The 17737-nt window shown below is 33.0% G+C and carries 13 protein-coding genes; 11 read left to right on the top strand and 2 right to left on the bottom strand.

What is annotated here, in order from left to right; translation table 11 throughout:
- The first annotated feature begins 8 nt into the window (after positions 1-8).
- The 11 genes from IEV15_RS04835 (at position 9) to IEV15_RS04785 (ending at position 11988) form a co-directional block, all read left to right on the top strand.
- The gene (locus IEV15_RS04835; RefSeq protein WP_188361383.1) at positions 9-1550 is read left to right on the top strand and encodes a glycine--tRNA ligase; all 1542 of its coding nucleotides are present in this window, start codon (positions 9-11) and stop codon (positions 1548-1550) included.
- A 78-nt stretch (positions 1551-1628) separates the two neighbouring features.
- Positions 1629-2396 carry a sensor histidine kinase gene (locus IEV15_RS04830; protein ID WP_188361382.1) on the top strand — a complete coding sequence of 256 codons (768 nt, stop codon included), beginning with the start codon at positions 1629-1631 and terminating at the stop codon, positions 2394-2396.
- Positions 2359-3075, top strand: a complete 717-nt coding sequence (locus IEV15_RS04825) for a LytR/AlgR family response regulator transcription factor (protein ID WP_188361381.1) — start codon at positions 2359-2361, stop codon at positions 3073-3075. Before IEV15_RS04830 ends, IEV15_RS04825 begins: the two co-directional genes overlap by 38 nt.
- Before the next feature lie 109 nt (positions 3076-3184).
- Positions 3185-5458, top strand: coding sequence for a cation:proton antiporter (locus tag IEV15_RS04820; protein WP_188361380.1), 2274 nt, complete (start codon positions 3185-3187; stop codon positions 5456-5458).
- 333 nt (positions 5459-5791) lie between these two features.
- Positions 5792-6862: a LytR/AlgR family response regulator transcription factor gene (locus tag IEV15_RS04815; RefSeq protein WP_262891221.1), complete on the top strand. Its 1071-nt coding sequence runs from the start codon at positions 5792-5794 to the stop codon at positions 6860-6862.
- Between the two features lie 217 nt (positions 6863-7079).
- Complete coding sequence (locus IEV15_RS04810; protein WP_188361378.1) at positions 7080-7238, top strand: hypothetical protein; 159 nt, start codon at positions 7080-7082, stop codon at positions 7236-7238.
- Between the two features lie 94 nt (positions 7239-7332).
- On the top strand, positions 7333-9384 hold the full coding sequence (locus IEV15_RS04805) for a tetratricopeptide repeat-containing sensor histidine kinase (RefSeq protein WP_188361377.1): 2052 nt from the start codon (positions 7333-7335) through the stop codon (positions 9382-9384).
- A 25-nt stretch (positions 9385-9409) separates the two neighbouring features.
- The gene (locus IEV15_RS04800; RefSeq protein WP_188361376.1) at positions 9410-9913 is read left to right on the top strand and encodes a protease complex subunit PrcB family protein; all 504 of its coding nucleotides are present in this window, start codon (positions 9410-9412) and stop codon (positions 9911-9913) included.
- Between the two features lie 37 nt (positions 9914-9950).
- Positions 9951-10439 carry a hypothetical protein gene (locus IEV15_RS04795; RefSeq protein WP_188361375.1) on the top strand — a complete coding sequence of 163 codons (489 nt, stop codon included), beginning with the start codon at positions 9951-9953 and terminating at the stop codon, positions 10437-10439.
- 55 nt (positions 10440-10494) lie between these two features.
- Entirely contained in the window at positions 10495-11004 is a 510-nt protein-coding gene (locus IEV15_RS04790; RefSeq protein ID WP_188361374.1) for a protease complex subunit PrcB family protein, read from the top strand.
- 318 nt (positions 11005-11322) lie between these two features.
- A complete protein-coding gene (locus IEV15_RS04785) occupies positions 11323-11988 on the top strand; it encodes a response regulator (protein ID WP_188361373.1) in 666 nt (221 codons plus the stop codon).
- A 544-nt stretch (positions 11989-12532) separates the two neighbouring features.
- On the opposite strand, the gene thiL is transcribed toward IEV15_RS04785, so the two are convergent.
- Both thiL and IEV15_RS04775 read right to left on the bottom strand, forming a co-directional pair.
- Positions 12533-13579 carry a thiamine-phosphate kinase gene (gene thiL, locus IEV15_RS04780; RefSeq protein WP_188361372.1) on the bottom strand — a complete coding sequence of 349 codons (1047 nt, stop codon included), beginning with the start codon at positions 13577-13579 and terminating at the stop codon, positions 12533-12535.
- Positions 13580-13618: 39 nt separating this feature from the next.
- Positions 13619-17686 carry a T9SS type B sorting domain-containing protein gene (locus IEV15_RS04775; protein WP_188361371.1) on the bottom strand — a complete coding sequence of 1356 codons (4068 nt, stop codon included), beginning with the start codon at positions 17684-17686 and terminating at the stop codon, positions 13619-13621.
- Positions 17687-17737 lie beyond the last annotated feature (51 nt).

The following is a 17737-nucleotide window of genomic DNA, read 5'->3' as shown; positions in this document are numbered from 1 at the left end:
GCACCATTATGGCAAAACAAGAAGATAATTTTAAGAATGTAATTTCACACGCAAAAGAGTACGGATTTATTTTTCCGTCCAGTGAAATTTATGACGGTCTGAGTGCCGTTTACGATTATGCTCAAAACGGAGCAGAATTAAAGAAAAACATTAGAGAATATTGGTGGAAATCGATGGTGCAAATGCACGAAAACATAGTAGGGATTGATGCTGCGATTTTTATGCATCCCACCACTTGGAAAGCTTCGGGTCACGTGGATGCGTTTAATGATCCGTTGATTGACAACAAAGATTCTAAAAAAAGATACCGTGCTGATGTGTTAATTGAAGATTATGCCGAAAAATTAAACCAAAAAGCACAAAAAGAAATTGACAAAGCCAGAGAACGTTTTGGTGACGCTTTTGATGAGGCCCAATATGTGACCACTAATCCTCGTGTGATGGAATACAAAGCCAAACAACGCGAAATTTTGGAAAGAATGGCTCGTTCGTTGGGTAATGAAGATTTGGCTGATGTAAAGGCTTTAATTGAAGAATTAGAAATCGCTTGTCCGGAATCCGGTTCCCGAAATTGGACCGAAGTGCGTCAGTTTAACTTGATGTTCGGCACCAAATTAGGAGCTTCTGCCGATTCTGCGATGGATTTATATTTGCGTCCGGAAACCGCTCAGGGAATTTTTGTGAATTTCTTAAACGTACAAAAATCGGGTCGTATGAAAATTCCGTTCGGAATTGCTCAAACCGGAAAAGCGTTTAGAAACGAGATTGTTGCTCGTCAATTCATCTTCCGTATGCGTGAATTTGAACAAATGGAGATGCAATTTTTCGTGAAACCGGGCGAAGAGATGAAATGGTATGACTACTGGAAAGAAACCCGTTTAAAATGGCATTTATCGCTTGGTTTAGGTAGAGAAAATTACCGTTTCCACGACCATGAAAAATTAGCTCATTATGCTAATGCTGCAGCGGATATCGAATTTAATTTCCCATTCGGATTCAAAGAATTGGAAGGAATTCACTCTAGAACCGACTTTGATTTAAAAGCTCACGAACAATTTTCAGGAAAAAAATTACAATATTTTGATACGGAGGAAAACAAAAACTATGTTCCATACGTAGTGGAAACTTCAGTTGGTTTAGATCGAATGTTTTTGGCTGTTTTCGCCAATTCATTAACAGAAGAAACATTAGAAGATGGTTCAACTCGAACAGTTTTACGCTTACCTTCAGTTTTAGCACCAACCAAAGCAGCTATCTTACCTTTGGTAAAGAAAGACGGTTTACCTGAAATTTCAAGAAAAATTGTAGAAGAATTAAAATGGGATTTCAATGTGGCGTATGATGAAAAAGATGCTGTAGGACGTCGTTACAGAAGACAAGATGCATTGGGAACACCGTTTTGTATCACAGTAGATCATCAAACAATTGAAGATGAAACGGTTACCATTCGTCACCGCGATTCGATGCAACAAGATCGTGTGAAAATTTCTGAATTAAGAGATATCATCGCGAATGATGTTTCGATGCGAAATTGGTTGATGAAAATGTAATAACCATTCAATAATATGTAATAAGGCTTTCCAATCGGGAAGCCTTATTTGTTTAAATTTGCAAGATATTTTTAGAGTATGGAATCGAATGATTTTCAAAATTACTTTTATTTTTTAGTTGCTGCACTTGTTTTAGTGGTGGGAATAGCTCTTTTTTTGGGATATAAATTGTTTAAATCCTTGAAAAGAAAAGAAGCTATCGAATCTCAATTTCAACAATTAGAAGATAAAGTCAGCAATTTGCAATTGGAAACGTTGGAGGCAAAACTCAATCCACATTTGTTTAAAAACATATTGAATTCAATCCAATCGCACGCTTATCAAACTTATTTTGCGTTAGATAAATTGGCTAATGTGTTGGATTATATTTTATACGAAAGTCGAAAAAAATTCGTCACACCAAAAGATGAAATTGAATTTGCTTGTAACTTAATAGAAATCAATAAAATAAAAGTCAGTCCGCTTTTTGAATTAAAAGTAAAAATGAAGGTGAAGGAAGAAGAATTACTTTACAATCAAAAATTAATAGCTCCGATGATTTCTATCGATTTAATTGAAAATGCTTTTAAACATGCTGATTTACAAAGTGCTGATGCTTTTATTTCTATCGTATTTGAATTTAAAGAAAGTGTTTTCAGTTTAACCGTTTCCAATAAAATTTCCCGAAAATCAAAATTAGAGAAAGAAAAAGGAGGTTTTGGAACACAAACTCTAGAACAAAGATTAAAAATCATCTACAAAGACCATTTTAAACTAGATCGATTTGTAGAAAAAGACGTTTATATTGCTCACTTAAAAATTAATTTACTTGAACACAAAGCTGAAATGCTTGCTGCTCGACGATGAGTTGCCCGGATTAACATATTTGAAAATGCTTTGCGAACAAATTCCTGAATTGGAAGTGGTCAAAGCATTTAACAACCCCGATGTGTTTTTAAGTGAAATCCCCGAATTAGATTTCGATTTATGCATTTTAGACATCGAAATGCCAATGATTTCGGGCATTGAAGTGGCAAATCTATTACAAGGAAAACTTATCATTTTTGCTACAGCTTACAAAGAATTTGCTTTGGATGCTTTTGAATTGGATGCAGTGGATTATCTGCAAAAACCCATCAAAAAAGAGCGATTGCAAATGGCTGTTCAAAAGGCGTTGAAAAGAATTCAGCAGGAAATTCCAATCAAGAAATTTACTCAACTACAAGCAGATAAGGGTAAAATACTATTATATTTCGACAAAATCAATTATATCAAAACTGCTTCCATTGACAGCAGAGACAAAGAAGTTTTGCTGGATGATGGCTCAACCGTTATTTTAAAAAATATTTCTTTCGAAAAATTACTGGAATTATTGCCAACTTCAGATTTTTGCCGAATTAACAAACACGAAATCATCAAACTTAGTATTGTTCAGTTTTTTTCAGTTGATTTGATTACTACAAATTGTACTTTAAGAGAGAAAAACCTTGAGCTTACGTTAGGAAATTCATTCAAAAAGGATTTTTTGTCAAAACTCACTTTATAAGTTGTTACATTTTTTTGCCCTTTCATTACAAAAATGAAATGTTCTATTTCAGTAGCAGATTTTGCTACTTTCAAATGATAGAATTTTGAGGAAATTAAATGAATTTCCGATGAAAAACTTTAAAAACTCATTCTTCTACATTCTAATTATTGGTGGATTTTCTGCTTTGATGTATTGGATTTCCGTTCAAGGCGAAAAACTGGAATACAATAGAAATATTGAAGTCGTTTCTACCAATTTATCACAATGGGATTCGTTTTTAGAATCAATTACGCACAACATTCATCATCCGTTAGCGATACTTTTAGCTCAAATTGTTACAATCATTTTAGTGGCAAGGATGTTTGGTTGGATTTGCAAAAAAATCGGTCAACCTTCGGTTATTGGTGAAATTATTGCCGGAATTGTTCTAGGACCTTCGTTATTCGGCATGTATTTTCCTGAATTTTCAGCCAATCTTTTTCCTGCTGAATCATTAGGAAACTTACAATTTCTTAGCCAAATAGGGCTTATTTTATTCATGTTTGTAATCGGAATGGAGTTAGACCTCAAAGTGCTTCAAAATAAAGCTCATGACGCAGTTGTAGTGAGTCATGCCAGTATCATTATTCCGTTTGCTTTAGGGATGGGATTGGCTTATTACATTTATGAATCGTTTGCTCCCGAAGGAGTTCAATTTGCCTCTTTTGGATTGTTTTTGGGAATTGCGATGAGCATTACAGCTTTTCCCGTTTTAGCACGAATTGTTCAAGAAAGGGGCTTGCACAAAACCCGCTTGGGAACAATGGTCATCACTTGTGCGGCGGCAGATGATATTACTGCATGGTGTTTGCTTGCAGCGGTTATTGCCATTGTTAAAGCAGGTTCATTTGTGAGTTCGCTTTATATCATTGCTTTAGCGGCTATTTATGTGTTGTTGATGCTAAAATTGGTTCGACCGTTCCTAAAAAGAGTTGGCGATTTGTATGCAACGAAAGAAAAATTGAGTAAACCGGTTGTAGCTATCTTTTTTGTAACGCTGATTGTTTCTTCGTATGCTACTGAAATTATTGGTATTCACGCCTTGTTTGGTGCGTTTATGGCAGGTGCAATTATGCCGGATAATATGCGATTCAGAACTCTTTTTATCGAAAAAGTAGAAGATGTTTCCATCGTGTTGCTTTTACCCTTGTTTTTTGTTTTTACGGGTTTGCGTACCGAAATCGGACTTTTAAATGATCCTTATTTGTGGAAAGTGACGGGTTTAATCATTTTAGTGGCAGTTGTTGGAAAATTTGTTGGAAGTGCTTTAGCTGCCAAATTTGTGGGTCAGAATTGGCGTGACAGTTTAACCATTGGTGCATTAATGAACACCAGAGGTTTAATGGAATTGGTCGTTTTAAACATTGGGTTTGATTTAGGAGTGCTCACGCCCGAAGTTTTTGCGATGATGGTCATCATGGCGTTAGTAACCACATTTATGACCGGTCCGGCATTAAATTTAATTGACCTAATTTTCAAAAAACCAACTGATGAAACCATTCCGGCTGAAGTTATTGATGCCGGAAAATATAAATTATTGTTTTCGTTTGGAGATAGTCAGAGTGGTAAAGCATTGTTGCGTTTGGGACATTTTTTTACTAAAAAACAAGGTGAAAATGCGTTGATTACAGCCATGCACTTGACACCTACCAGCGAAATCAATCAAATTAATATTGAAGAGTATGAAAGGGAAAGTTTTGACCCCGTTTTGAACGAAGCAAAAAATATGAATCAACCGGTTTCTACTTTTTTTAAAGCATCTAACGATATAGATTCAGATATTTCTAAAACAGCGAATCAAGGGGATTTTGATTTGCTGCTAATTGGTTTGGGACAATCAATGTTTGAAGGAAGTTTTTTAGGTAAAATTTTAGGTTTTACCACCAGAATTATCACACCAGATCGTATTTTAAATACAATAACCGGGAAGGATAATATTTTTGAAGAATCTATTTTTGATGATAGAACCCGTCAAATTTTAATGAAAAGTGAAGTTCCGGTTGGTATTTTAGTGGACAAAAAATTCACCAAAGCAGATATTGTTTTTGTTCCAATTTTTGATAAGAGTGATGCTTATTTGATATCGTATGCTCAAAAACTCATCCACAATAATGAATCTCAAGTTACGATTTTAGATTCCAAAGGATTAATTAAAAACAATCCGGAAATGAAAGAAATGATTCGTTCCATTGAACAGAAAGCACCTAATCACATTACGCTTCTAAACGAACAAAAAATAGAAAAAGAATTTTTGCTCAAGCAGGATTTGATGTTGATTAGTCTCAACAGCTGGAAAAAATTGGTTGAAACTAGAGGAATTTGGTTGAGCAACACACCTTCAACACTAATAATTCAGAAATAAACAAATCTATTGATTTGTAAAAAATAAAAAATCTCAAACTCAACTAAAGTTTGGGATTTTTTTTTGATTCTAAACGAAGATGAACAGTTTTTTGTCGGAAAAATTTACAGTATATCGAATAGCTCAAAAATCGAATAAATATATCTGTTTTTTAACTTATGTTTGTTAATAAGTATGTGTTTAACCTTGTGATTATCCGCCTATTTATTGTTAAAATTGTTATGTGATTTTTAAGCCCCTGAGAATTACATAATTAACCTACATAATGTGATTTTTTACTGCAAAACGATATTCGTTTTTAGCAGTTTACTCTAATTTAGTTTATGTAGGCCAATGAGTTACAGTTATGTCATAGTTGATGATGACTCTAAAAGCATGTTGAAAACACAATCTGTCATGGAAATGTTTTCAAATTTTGAGCTTTTAGGAACTGCAACCTCTTATGGTGCCGGTTTGGATTTAATTTTAGATAAAACTCCTGATTTTGTATTGCTTGAGGTAAATCCGCAAGACAAAGAATCAAAATTATCATTACAACTGGTTAGTGAACTTCACCGTTACTTAAAAAAGCTACCTCACATTATAATTGTTTCTCATGATCAAAGCGAGGCCTTTGAAGCAATAAAACACAATGTTTTAGATTATCTCATTAAACCCATTGCTCCTTTAGAAATTAAAAAGACCTTTTTGAGGTTTGAAAAAAATTCAGAAAGTTTTGAATTAGGGGAATTTAAACTAATTAACTCAGAAAATAAGAATAAAGTTGAAGTAGAAGCTACTGATTTAATTTCAACTACTGAAGAAGCTGTTTCCAACGAAGTATTTTCTGAATCGATTCAAAATGAATTAGCCGAATTAAAGCAAACGCTAAAACAATTTATAAAAGAATCCGGCACAGCTTCAAAATTAGATTTGGATGAAATAATTTCTAAAGTAGCTACTTCCTTAAAGGACCAACCTTCGGTTGCTAATGAAATGGATTGGTCGCCTATTTTAGATCAACTTCAAAATTTCAGTCAATCAGCCTTCTCTCCCGAAGGAACTGAAAAAAACAAACGAAATTTGATATGTATCAAATCCTATGGCGATTATCGTTTTCTAGAATTGGATGATATCGCTTTTTTACAAGCGGATAATAATTCCACCGACATCACACTTAAAAACGGTGAGCAATTAACGGCGTTTAAAACGCTGAAATATTTTGAAGAAAACTTACCCGGTAATTTTTACAGAATTCACAACAGTTATATCGTAAATAAGGATTATATCTCCCGAATTCATACCGGAAATAGCATTTGCTATATCAAGAACACCAAGCATCAAATCCCGTATTCAAAGGGATTCAAGGATAATTTAGACCTCATTTTATCCGACTTAGCAGGCTCAGAATTCAGGGAAAATTAAACAATCCAACAATTCACCCTTATTTTTAATCATTTCACCATTCTTTGAATGCATTCTACCATTCAGAGCCTGATTTTGTTGGTACTAGGAAACATCTCACATACTTTTACATCATCAAATCGTCAACCACGTTTGTTGATGTTTACTTTGAAATCGATTTTATATCTATTATAGTATTGCACCAAAAACCAACAACAACTTATTAAAAGAAAATATTATGAAAACATTATTTGCATTATTCGGACTTTTCATGTTTGCTTCAGTTTCTTCAACTGATTTATCTGTAAACACTACTGCTAACAATGACCAACCAGTTTTAACTGAGAATGGTGATGCAGCAGCAGGTGGAGGGAAAAGAGTATTAGTAATTCAATAATTACAAGATATAATAAGTAGATTTTTCAAATAAGAAAAATTTATTATACAAATAACAAATCTTTTTAATATTTTTGATTCAAACATCAGAAATATTGAAAAGATTTTTTTTTATTTCCATTCTTCTGTTATTTGTTTATTCCTGCAAGGAATTTTCAAATAGACCCCACAACAGTGATGCTCTTCAAGACAGTATCCAACTTTATATTGGTAAGGCCAATGATTTTACAAAGTCAGATGATGAAGTTGTAGCATATTTGGACAAGGCCAGTTCTTTTATCAAATCACAAGAACGAGATTCTATTTACTTTATAAATAAGTTTTATGTTGCTTTCATTTATGACAATGTAGGCAAAAGTGATCAGTTTAAAAATATAATGCTTGAAGTTGTCGAGGAAGCTACTAAAGAAAACGATTCTGTAAATTTAGCTAGGGCTTATTCTTATATTGGCGAGTACTATTCAGGTAGAATGGTCATGGATAGTGCGGTTATGAATTTTCAACAGGCAGAAAAAATCTTTTTTAAATTAAAAGACAATTTGGGTGTTGGACGGATGCAAGTTAAAATGTCATTATCAAAATATAAAGTAAGAGATTACTTAGGTAGTGAAAAATCAGCTGTTGCGGCATTAACTTATATTCGTTTAGAAAACAATAAATTATTAGAATATGAAGCAAATAATTTATTAGGGATTACTTGTATTGAGATTAAAGACTTTGATAAAGCGAAAGAATATTTTGAAAAGTCACTTAAGATTGCAACTGAAGTGGAATTAAACACTTTAGGGCAATATCAAACCAAAGCAATCTCATTGAATAACTTAGGACTTGTAAATTTTAAAACAAATAATTTTAGAGAAGCACTTTACTTTTTCAATCAGGCAATTGTTGAACCAGATTTGTTTCAAGAACATCCGTCTTTATATGCAATTATTCTTGATAACAAAGCAAAGTCAGAGTTTAAAATGGGGGATTTTAGTAATTTACCTAAAGCTTTTCATAAAGCTTTACATATTAAAAATGGATTCCAATTAATTCCTGAAGTTGTAAGCAGCAAAATTAACCTTTCCGAATATTACGAAAAAACAGGTCAAGCAGACAGTGCCAAGTATTATGCTCGTGAAGCCTACAAAATTGCAAAAAATTCCAATATTTTAAATTTACAATTGCTAGCTATTGATCAATTAAGTAATGTTGAACCTGAAAATGAAAATGCTTATTCTAAAGAATACATAAAATTATCAGACAGTTTGTTGGCAGCAGAACGGAAGGTAAGCGAAAAATTTGCCCGCATTGAATTTGAAACCGATGAAATCATGCGGCAAAAAGAGCAATTGGCCATTCAAAACAGAAATATTATTTTCTTTTCCTTGCTTTCGCTTTTTATAGTTGGATTACTTTATATTATACGCGATCAAAGAAATAGAAATGCACAATTGCGACTTCGAGAAGCCCAACAGCGAGCCAATGAAGAAATTTATAACTTAATGTTGAGCCAACAAAAAAAGTTGGATGATGTAGTTATCAAAGAAAAACAACGCATTGCACAAGAGTTGCATGATGGTGTTTTAGGGCGTTTGTTTGGCACGCGATTAAATTTGGATAGTTTAAATAAAAAAAATGACGAGAAAGCCATTCAAAACAGAGATCACTATATATCGGAGTTAAAAAATATAGAACAAGATATTCGAGAAATTTCACATGAATTAAATAGAGAGAAGTTCGCGTTAGTTAATAACTTCGTTTCGATCTTAAATAACTTATTTGAAGAGCAAAAAACAATTTCAGAAGCTGTTTTACAAACAAAAATCGATACTACCATAAATTGGACAAAGGTTGATAATACCGTAAAGATTAATTTATATCGCATCGTTCAGGAGTCGCTACAAAATATTAACAAATATGCCAATGCAAAAACTATTATTGTAAATTTGTTACGAGACAACGATGTGATGAACTTAACCATTCAAGATGACGGCCAAGGTTTTGATGTTTCAAAGAAAAGCAAAGGAATCGGGCTTCAGAATTTAGAATCAAGAGTCAATTCCTGTGGTGGTACCATTATGATAAAATCAGCAAAAGGAGCTGGAGCCACTATAGAAATCATGATGCCATATGAAATACCAGTTAAGAATAACCAACTATAAGTTATTAACTTTAATAATGTAAATCATGAAAACAAAATTTCAAGAAAACAAAACAAAAAGTATTTTACTTGGTAGTAAAAATTTGATTCTAATTTTTGCAGCTATTTTTTCATTTTTATCTTGTAGTAACAATGATGATGAGCCTTTTACTCCTATAAATATTGAATTTGAAGTGATTGGTTCTGGTAATCTTACAAGTATGGAAGAAATAACACCCGGTAATATCGTAATAAACAATCAAAATGACTGGAATATATTAATTAACAATATGAATTCAATAAATTCAGATACAACGAATTCTTTTACAACAACAACCATTGATTTCCAAACACATTTAATCATTGCCGTATTTGATGAAATTAGAATGAATAACGGATTTTTAATTTCTGTTGCAAATATTGTTGAAAATCAAAATAATTTGACTGTTGATGTTATTCAATCAAATCCTGGTAGTATTCAAAGTGTAATTACACAACCTTATCAAATTGTGAGAATACCAATTACTAACAAACCAATAGTTTTTGAGTAGTTAAGCTAAAAAAACACTACTAATTCAACTCAAAGTTATGAAAACTCAAATTAACATATTTTTTTTAAGAAAAATAGTTTTAATTTTTGTAGCTGTTTTTTCATTTGTATCATGTAGCAACAATGATGATAAACCATTTATTCCTATAAATATTGAATTTGATGTAATTGGTTCTGGTAATCTTGTAGCACCTGTATCAGTTGACATATCACCTGGTAATTATGTTATGAACAACGAAAGTGATTGGATAGAATTATTAAATAAAATGAATTCCGTTAATTCTGACACAACTTCATCATTTACAACAACAAACATTAATTTTCAAACACACGTCATTATCGCTGTATTTGATGAATTACGTGGAAATCCGGGATGGTTAATAGAAATCGAGAGTATTATCGAAAATGAGAATAATATTGTAATAGATGTTATTAATTTAAACCCTGGGAGCATCCAAAGTGCAATGCGACAACCCTACCAAATTGTGAGAATTCCAATTACAAACAAACCAATACTATTTGAGTAACTGCATTTGAACTGTCGGTAACTTTTGCATTGCTTGTAATTAATAAATATAAGTCATGAAAACAAGATTTCAAGAAAACAAAACAAAAAGTATTTTACTTGGTAGTAAAAATTTGATTCTAATTTTTGCAGCTATTTTTTCATTTTTATCTTGTAGCAACAATGATGATGAGCCATTTACTCCTGTAAATATTGAGTATGAATTAATAGGTATAGGTATGCTCAGGGGTGCTGGGTCAGAGGACATATTACCAGGTAATTATGTTATTAATAGTCAAGTTGATTGGCTTGAACTCTTAAATAAAATGAATTCTTTCGATTCAAATACTACGAATGAATTTACAACAACAAACATTAATTTTCAAACACACATTGTTATCGCAGTATTTGATGAATTACGTGGAAATCCAGGATGGTTAATAGAAATTGCGAGTATTATCGAAAATGAGAATAATGTTGTAATAGATGTTATTAATTTAAATCCCGGGAGCATCCAAAGTGCAATGCGACAACCCTACCAAATTGTGAGAATTCCAATTACAAACAAACCAATACTATTTGAGTAACTACATTTGAACTGTCGGTAACTTTTGCACTGCTTGTAATTAATAAATATAAGTCATGAAAACAAAATTTCAAGAAAACAAAACAAAAAGTATTTTACTTGGTAGTAAAAATTTGATTATAATTTCTGTAACCGTTTAATCACTGTTATCTTGTAATAACAATTCAAGCCACTTTTACACTGCGAATTTTACCTGTGAAAAAGGATAGAGAAATAAGTACTTTTTTTTAACAAACACCTTCGAATCGTTCAAAAGTGTTTTTTCTTTTTTATATTTGACTGTTATTTTAAATGACAGAAAACCACAAACAACTATAAAATGCTAAACCACTACCAAATTTTAATTGTTGACGATCATCCTTTTATTATTGAAGCCTACAAAAATGCATTAAAGAGTTACAGTGCTGAAGGTTTTCAATATACCGTAAGTCAAGCCAATAACTGCAAATCGGCTTATGAAATTTTAACCGGAAATCAAAATCATTTTGATATTGCTTTTTTAGACATTAGTATGCCGGCTTATGAAGAGAAAAACCTTCATTCGGGAGAAGATTTGGCTAAAATGATTCGAAAAATATTACCCGATTGTAAGGTAATCTTGTTAACCATGCATACGGAGTTAATTAAAATAAACAACATTATTAAAGATATTAACCCTAATGGTTTGGTGATTAAAAACGATTTAACTTTTGACGAATTGTTGTTAGCCTTTGATAAAATTTTAAATAATGAAAATTATTACAGTCAAACGGTTATCAAGTTTGTCAGTCAATCGCAACATGAAAGTATTCATATTGATGAGTTTGATAAACAAATACTTTTTCACCTTTCAAAAGGTATAAAAACCAAAGATATTCCCACTTACGTGCCACTTTCATTAAGTGCAGTTGAAAAAAGAAAACTTAGCTTAAAGGAGTTGTTGCACTTAAAGGGCGGCAGTGATGTAGAGTTGATCTCCGAAGCAAAAAAGAAGGGCTTGATTTAGAATCAAGCTTTTTTTATATAAAATTTTGTGGGAAACCGTAAAAAATTTAGGGGAAACCGTAATAAGTAACGAGTTGGTACTGTGTACTTTTACCCTGTAATTTATTTGTTTAGTTGTTATTGGTTTTCTCTGAAAAGAGAAATTAGGAGTTATGGTCAATAAAAAAAATGTTTCATCCTTTCTGTTCCAAAAATAGATACCTACTAAGATTGACCCACTTCTAAGTATGAAAATTGAAAAAAGCAATAGTCCCCAAACTGTTGCTTTTTTTATTTGATTTAAAATACGCGGAAAACCGCATCATTTTTTACGGGAAACCGTAACAATTAGTAGCTGTATGCTTTCTATTTTTACATCAGTTAAAAGAAGTAATTTTTTTCATGTAATTATAACAAAACCTACGAACGAGATTGAGTAGTTAAACGATCGAAATGCCACCCTTTTTGCCCCAACTTTAAGGAGATTTAACCAAAAACGACTACTCGATTACTAAAAAAAGCAATACTCACCAAAGTATTGCTTTTTTTTATGTTTAATCACTATGTTATTTTGTAAATGAATTCCACCCTAATGATTTTAATTCGATAGCCTCATTGGCTCTTGTAATCAAATGAATGCCTTCTTTTTTGTTTACCATGTGACCAATTACGGTTAGGTTAGGATTGCCTTTTATTTTAGAAAAATCATCAATTGGAATGGTAAATAATAATTCATAATCTTCGCCTCCATTTATTGCAATGGTGGTGCTATCTATTTTGAATTCTTCACAAACGGTTATGAGTTGTGGGTCTAACGGTAGTTTTTCTTCATATAGATTGCAGCCAACCTCAGATTGCTTACACAAATGGATAATTTCTGAGGACAAACCATCTGAAATATCAATCATAGCCGTTGGTTTTACTTCCAGTTTTTCTAAAAGTTCTTTTATATCTGTTCGAGCTTCGGGTTTAAGTTGTCTTTCTATAAGGTAAGTATAGTTTTCTAAATCCGGTTGGTTGTTTGGGTTTACTTGAAATACTTGTTTCTCTCGTTCCAAAACTTGTAATCCCATGTAGGCTGAACCAATGTCGCCGCTTACCACCAGTAAATCGGTTGCTTTTGCACCATTTCTATAAACGATTTCTTCTTCTTTTGCTTCACCAATTGCTGTAATGGATAGTAATAAACCTTTTTGTGATGAGGTGGTGTCTCCTCCAATGATGTCGATTTTATAAATTTCTGCAGCTAATGCAATTCCTTCATACAATTCTTCAATAGCCTCCAGCGGGAATCGATTTGAAACAGCAATAGATACGGTAATTTGTGTTGGTTTTGCATTCATCGCACAAATGTCAGACAGATTTACTGTTACTGCTTTGTAACCCAGATGTTTGAGTGGCATATAAGCCAAATCAAAATGAACACCTTCAATTAAAAAATCAGTAGAAACCACCATTTTGTTGGTTCCAAAATTTAAAACCGCCGCATCGTCCCCAATTCCTTTTATAGTTGAGGCGTGTTTTATTTGAAAGTTTTTAGTTAAATGGTCAATTAAACCAAATTCTCCCAATTGGTCAATACTCGTTTTTTGAGGATTTTTATCTTCTAACATGCTATTTCATTTAGAAGGCAAAGGTACAAAATATCAGGGTTATCGTTTGATACTAAAATGGGATTTAAAAACAGTTGGTTTTTCGTCTTTTGTATAACGAACTTCAAACCAATAATCGGTTGCCGGCATTTGATTGTTGTTGTATCTGCCGTCCCATCCAAGACCTGAAGGACTAATTTGTTTCAGCAATTTACCATATCTGTCATAAATGAAGATAATGGCTTCATTTTGATAAAACAGGTCGGTTATATTCCAATAATCATTGTAACCATCATCATTAGGTGTAAAAAACTTAGGGTATTTTAATACATTGGCAATTAATTCTATGAAGCCACAATCTCCTTTGGTATCAATTATTTTTATGATATGTTGACCGGAGGCTACATTGTGAAAGTCCGGACTTGGTTGAATTGGGTTGTCGTCCAATTGAAATACATAGTTACCAAAACCACTTGTTACTGTTACATAAATTGAAATGGAATCTAAAAAGTCGTCAATAACGGTTAAATAGGCTTTTGCTTTACTAGATTTTGTGACAACGGCTGTTGTATTACTATAACCACAATTTGTGCCATTATCCGGGAAGTTGTTGGTAATTATCACATCATAAGTTCCTTCTTGTGTAGCCAAATAATTAGTGCCAATTCCCATTAAAGTTTGGTTTAAAAACCATTCAATAGTATAATTTGAAGCACTCAAGCCGGTTTGAAATAGGTGAGGTGTAATTAAGTCACCTGATTCAAAATCAACACAAATTACCCCTTCAGGAATTTGTAGGTTATTTAAAGGATTAATTGTTACAACAAATGATTTTTGATCAAAGCAAGCAGTGTTATCTGAAGCTGTAGCAAAAACATATACGGTTTGAGAGGTTGTAATTGAACTTCCTACTGTCAATAAGCTCCCTGTTCCATTAGGGCCGGTGAAATAATTACCTTGAGTTAAAGCCGGTAATACATAACTACCGCATTTTTGAACATTTGTAAATGCATCTAAAACAGGAGTTGTAGAAATAGTAACAGTAAATGATTTTTCAGCTGAGCAATTTAAACGATCACCTACTTGAGCATACACATAGATGGTTTGATTTGTATTTATAACGGTTCCGGGAGTTAGTTGTGTTCCCGAGCCATTAGGTGCTGTAAAATAATTGCCTAATGTTAATGAAGGCAAAACATAATTGTCACAAGCGTTGATGTTGGGTAAATCACCTAATTCTAAATTATTTAAAGAAACACTAAATAAACTTTCACTATAACAAGAAGGCATATAACTCAGAGGATTATATATGTAAATAGTTTGAGAATTGGTCAAAACTGTGCCTGGTTGCAAATTAATTCCACCACCATTCGGTCCGCCATTTGCGGTGTAATAACTGCCATTAGTTAAGGGCGGTAAAACAAAAGTGGCTTCACAAATAAACACATCAGTAAAACTGTCAACCGGCGGAGGCGGATTTACTTGAACTAAAAAACTATATTGACTTATACAATCTCCTATTGCGGCATAAATATAAACAGTTTGCGTGTTTGTGATTATGTGACCGGGTTGTAATGAAAAACCTTCTCCGTCAGCTAATTGATAATAAGTACCACCAATTGTTAAAGGAGGTAAACTGTATGCACCACATGCCACTACATTTGAAGGGGTGTTAATTGGAGGAGACGAATTGATAATAATATCAATACTTAAATTATCCGTGCAATTGGGAGAAGTGGTAGTTGGAGCATAAAAATAAATGGTCTGTGAATTTGTAATCACGGTCCCTGATGGAATTTGAGAGCCGCCACCAAAGGGTTGTGTGAAATAATTACCAACATTTAATTCCGGCAAAGTATAGCTTCCACAAGCCGTTATTTCATCATCAAAGTCCGGAGTATAAATAATATCTACAGAAAACACATGTTGACTGGCACAAAATTCACCAATATTGGTTAAAATTAAAACCATGCTTTCAGTAATCGTTTGTCCCGGACCATAAAGATCACCCGTTGCAGTGTCAAGATAATTGGTTCCGTTAACAGGAATAGGTAAAGTATAAAAATCACAAGTGACAACATCTGGTAATTCATCCACAGGTGGTAATGGATATATAACCACATTCACAACTTTTTCTGTACAAAAGACATCATCAATAACCGCATGATAATAAATGGTTTGATCAGTATTGAGTTGCGTTCCGGCAGGAATTAAATCACCACCTGCATTGGGTTGCGTATAAAATTCTCCGGCAGGCAATCCCGGAACTATGAAAACGCCGCAACCAATTTCTTCTATTTCAACATCTTCAATTATGATTACTGCAAAAAAACTTTCATTATCACAAGGGTTTTCGTCAGTTGGTCCACTATAAATATAAATTACACTTGTGTCTTCAATAATGTCTCCTGCACTTAATAAGGTGCCATTTCCTCCGGTTTCTGTATAATAATTGCCGTGTGTTAAAGGAGGTAAAATATAACTGCTACAAACCACAACTTGGTCTCTTGTATCAACTGGAGGTCTGAATTCAATTCTAATTTTGAAATTTATGACATCAAAACAAAGCGGATTAGTAGCATCTTGCATTCTTACCCAAATTGTATAAGGTGATTGTGTGTTACTCATAGGAAACCCAGATGTATTCTGAATAGGGTTTTGATTTGCCATTGCATTGGCTTCAGAATTAAAAAAAGTAACTACAAAATCATCTTGATTTTGCCCGTTAAGAACCGTTGGGATATAGTTGTTTAAATTTCTAATCACATTACCTGAACCAACCGTACAAATTAAGACATCGTTAGGTGTATTAGCAACAATTTCAGGCGACACAACCAATTCAAAAGGAATTAAGTTGCTACAGATAAAACCTGAAGAAAGAGTTACTATTTTACAATATATTGTCTGATTTCCGGCACTCATATAGGCGTTTAACTGATTCGTCGGGATAGATGGACCATTTGCATTTGCATTTTCTAAATTAGCAAAATATAATAAGGAATAAACGGTAGGATCTAATCCTAATGTTGTTAAGGAATTTGAAGCTAAATTAAAAGGATAAGTAGCCTGACCGGTATTACAAACATACAAAGAGTTCAAAGGATTGTATTGTAACTCATTTAACATAATTTCATCTGAAATGGAACAAGTGCTATTTGGAAATGTAGCATTAAATGAATACGTTCCTGGTTGCGTGGCCGTGTAACTAGGGCCGATAGCATTCGGGATGACTTCACCGTTCAACATCCAAGTATAGTTAAAACCAGCTCCTAAATTTGGGTTTAAAACAACCGATTGGCCTTCACATACAGTAATGTCAGGTCCTAAAGCAGCTGAAGTGCTGAAATTTCCGCCAGCAATCAAAACAGCTGAATCATAACCACTATCGTTATAATCACCAATTACAATCTTAATCCTATAATTTTGATTTGGAATAACTTCTGAATAGGCAGTCATTAAAACCGTTTCTCCTCTCATATTCATGGCTGAGGTTGCAGGATTTGTTACATTATATCTACTGAAAAAATTAGGATTTTGCGATAAACATGAGGTGTTAAACTGAGTGTTTCGTATATTTTTAACTGAAACAGGTGTTGTAGTGCTTGGAATAACCCCCAAATTTGTGGTTTCTCCGGTTGTTAAATTGGTTAATAAAAAGGCAAAAACATCACTAAATCCACATTGGTATTCGCCATATTCATTTGATGCAAATAAAAAATCAAAACTAAAATTGGTTGAAATTGGAGTAAAATCAAACTGCAAAAAGGCAACATCTGTGATGCCGGTTGTTTGGCCGGAAGAATTACTGATGTTTTGTAAATCAACATCTCCGTTTGTATTAATTTGACTACTCAGATTAGCTCCGGAATAAGTGCCTTGAGAATATTTAGCAATACCATTTCTAATAATCACCCCTTGTTGAATAGGAAAATTTGGATTTGAACTAGTAAAAGCTCCTATGCTTCTTCTGGAAGAAAATTGAAAATTTGTTTCGTTTGAACAAGAATTTTGCATCAATACATTTCTCACCAAATTAGGAATAGTATAGGTGGTTGTATCAACAACTATTCCCTGTGAAAAAACAGCAACTGTAAAAAACAGCAAAATACTCGAAATGTATATCTTCATTTTTTTAATAAAACCTTAGCTAATGTAAAAAAAACTTGAATAGGTGACCGT

Origin of the sequence: Flavobacterium orientale (genome assembly GCF_014638005.1) — a bacterium.
In the GTDB taxonomy this organism is placed as follows: Bacteria; Bacteroidota; Bacteroidia; order Flavobacteriales; family Flavobacteriaceae; genus Flavobacterium; species Flavobacterium orientale.
Note: the sequence above shows the minus strand (reverse complement) of the source record. Positions and strands in the feature narration are given on the sequence as shown.

What these genes read in the sequence shown, in the direction of transcription:
- IEV15_RS04835 (WP_188361383.1), top strand. Translation starts at nt 9, where the DNA reads ATGGCAAAACAAGAAGATAATTTTAAGAATGTAATTTCACACGCAAAA.
- IEV15_RS04830 (WP_188361382.1), top strand. Translation starts at nt 1,629, where the DNA reads ATGGAATCGAATGATTTTCAAAATTACTTTTATTTTTTAGTTGCTGCA.
- IEV15_RS04820 (WP_188361380.1), top strand. Translation starts at nt 3,185, where the DNA reads ATGAAAAACTTTAAAAACTCATTCTTCTACATTCTAATTATTGGTGGA.
- IEV15_RS04815 (WP_262891221.1), top strand. Translation starts at nt 5,792, where the DNA reads ATGAGTTACAGTTATGTCATAGTTGATGATGACTCTAAAAGCATGTTG.
- IEV15_RS04810 (WP_188361378.1), top strand. Translation starts at nt 7,080, where the DNA reads ATGAAAACATTATTTGCATTATTCGGACTTTTCATGTTTGCTTCAGTT.
- IEV15_RS04800 (WP_188361376.1), top strand. Translation starts at nt 9,410, where the DNA reads ATGAAAACAAAATTTCAAGAAAACAAAACAAAAAGTATTTTACTTGGT.
- IEV15_RS04795 (WP_188361375.1), top strand. Translation starts at nt 9,951, where the DNA reads ATGAAAACTCAAATTAACATATTTTTTTTAAGAAAAATAGTTTTAATT.
- IEV15_RS04790 (WP_188361374.1), top strand. Translation starts at nt 10,495, where the DNA reads ATGAAAACAAGATTTCAAGAAAACAAAACAAAAAGTATTTTACTTGGT.
- IEV15_RS04785 (WP_188361373.1), top strand. Translation starts at nt 11,323, where the DNA reads ATGCTAAACCACTACCAAATTTTAATTGTTGACGATCATCCTTTTATT.
- thiL (WP_188361372.1), bottom strand. Translation starts at nt 13,579, where the DNA reads ATGTTAGAAGATAAAAATCCTCAAAAAACGAGTATTGACCAATTGGGA.
- IEV15_RS04775 (WP_188361371.1), bottom strand. Translation starts at nt 17,686, where the DNA reads ATGAAGATATACATTTCGAGTATTTTGCTGTTTTTTACAGTTGCTGTT.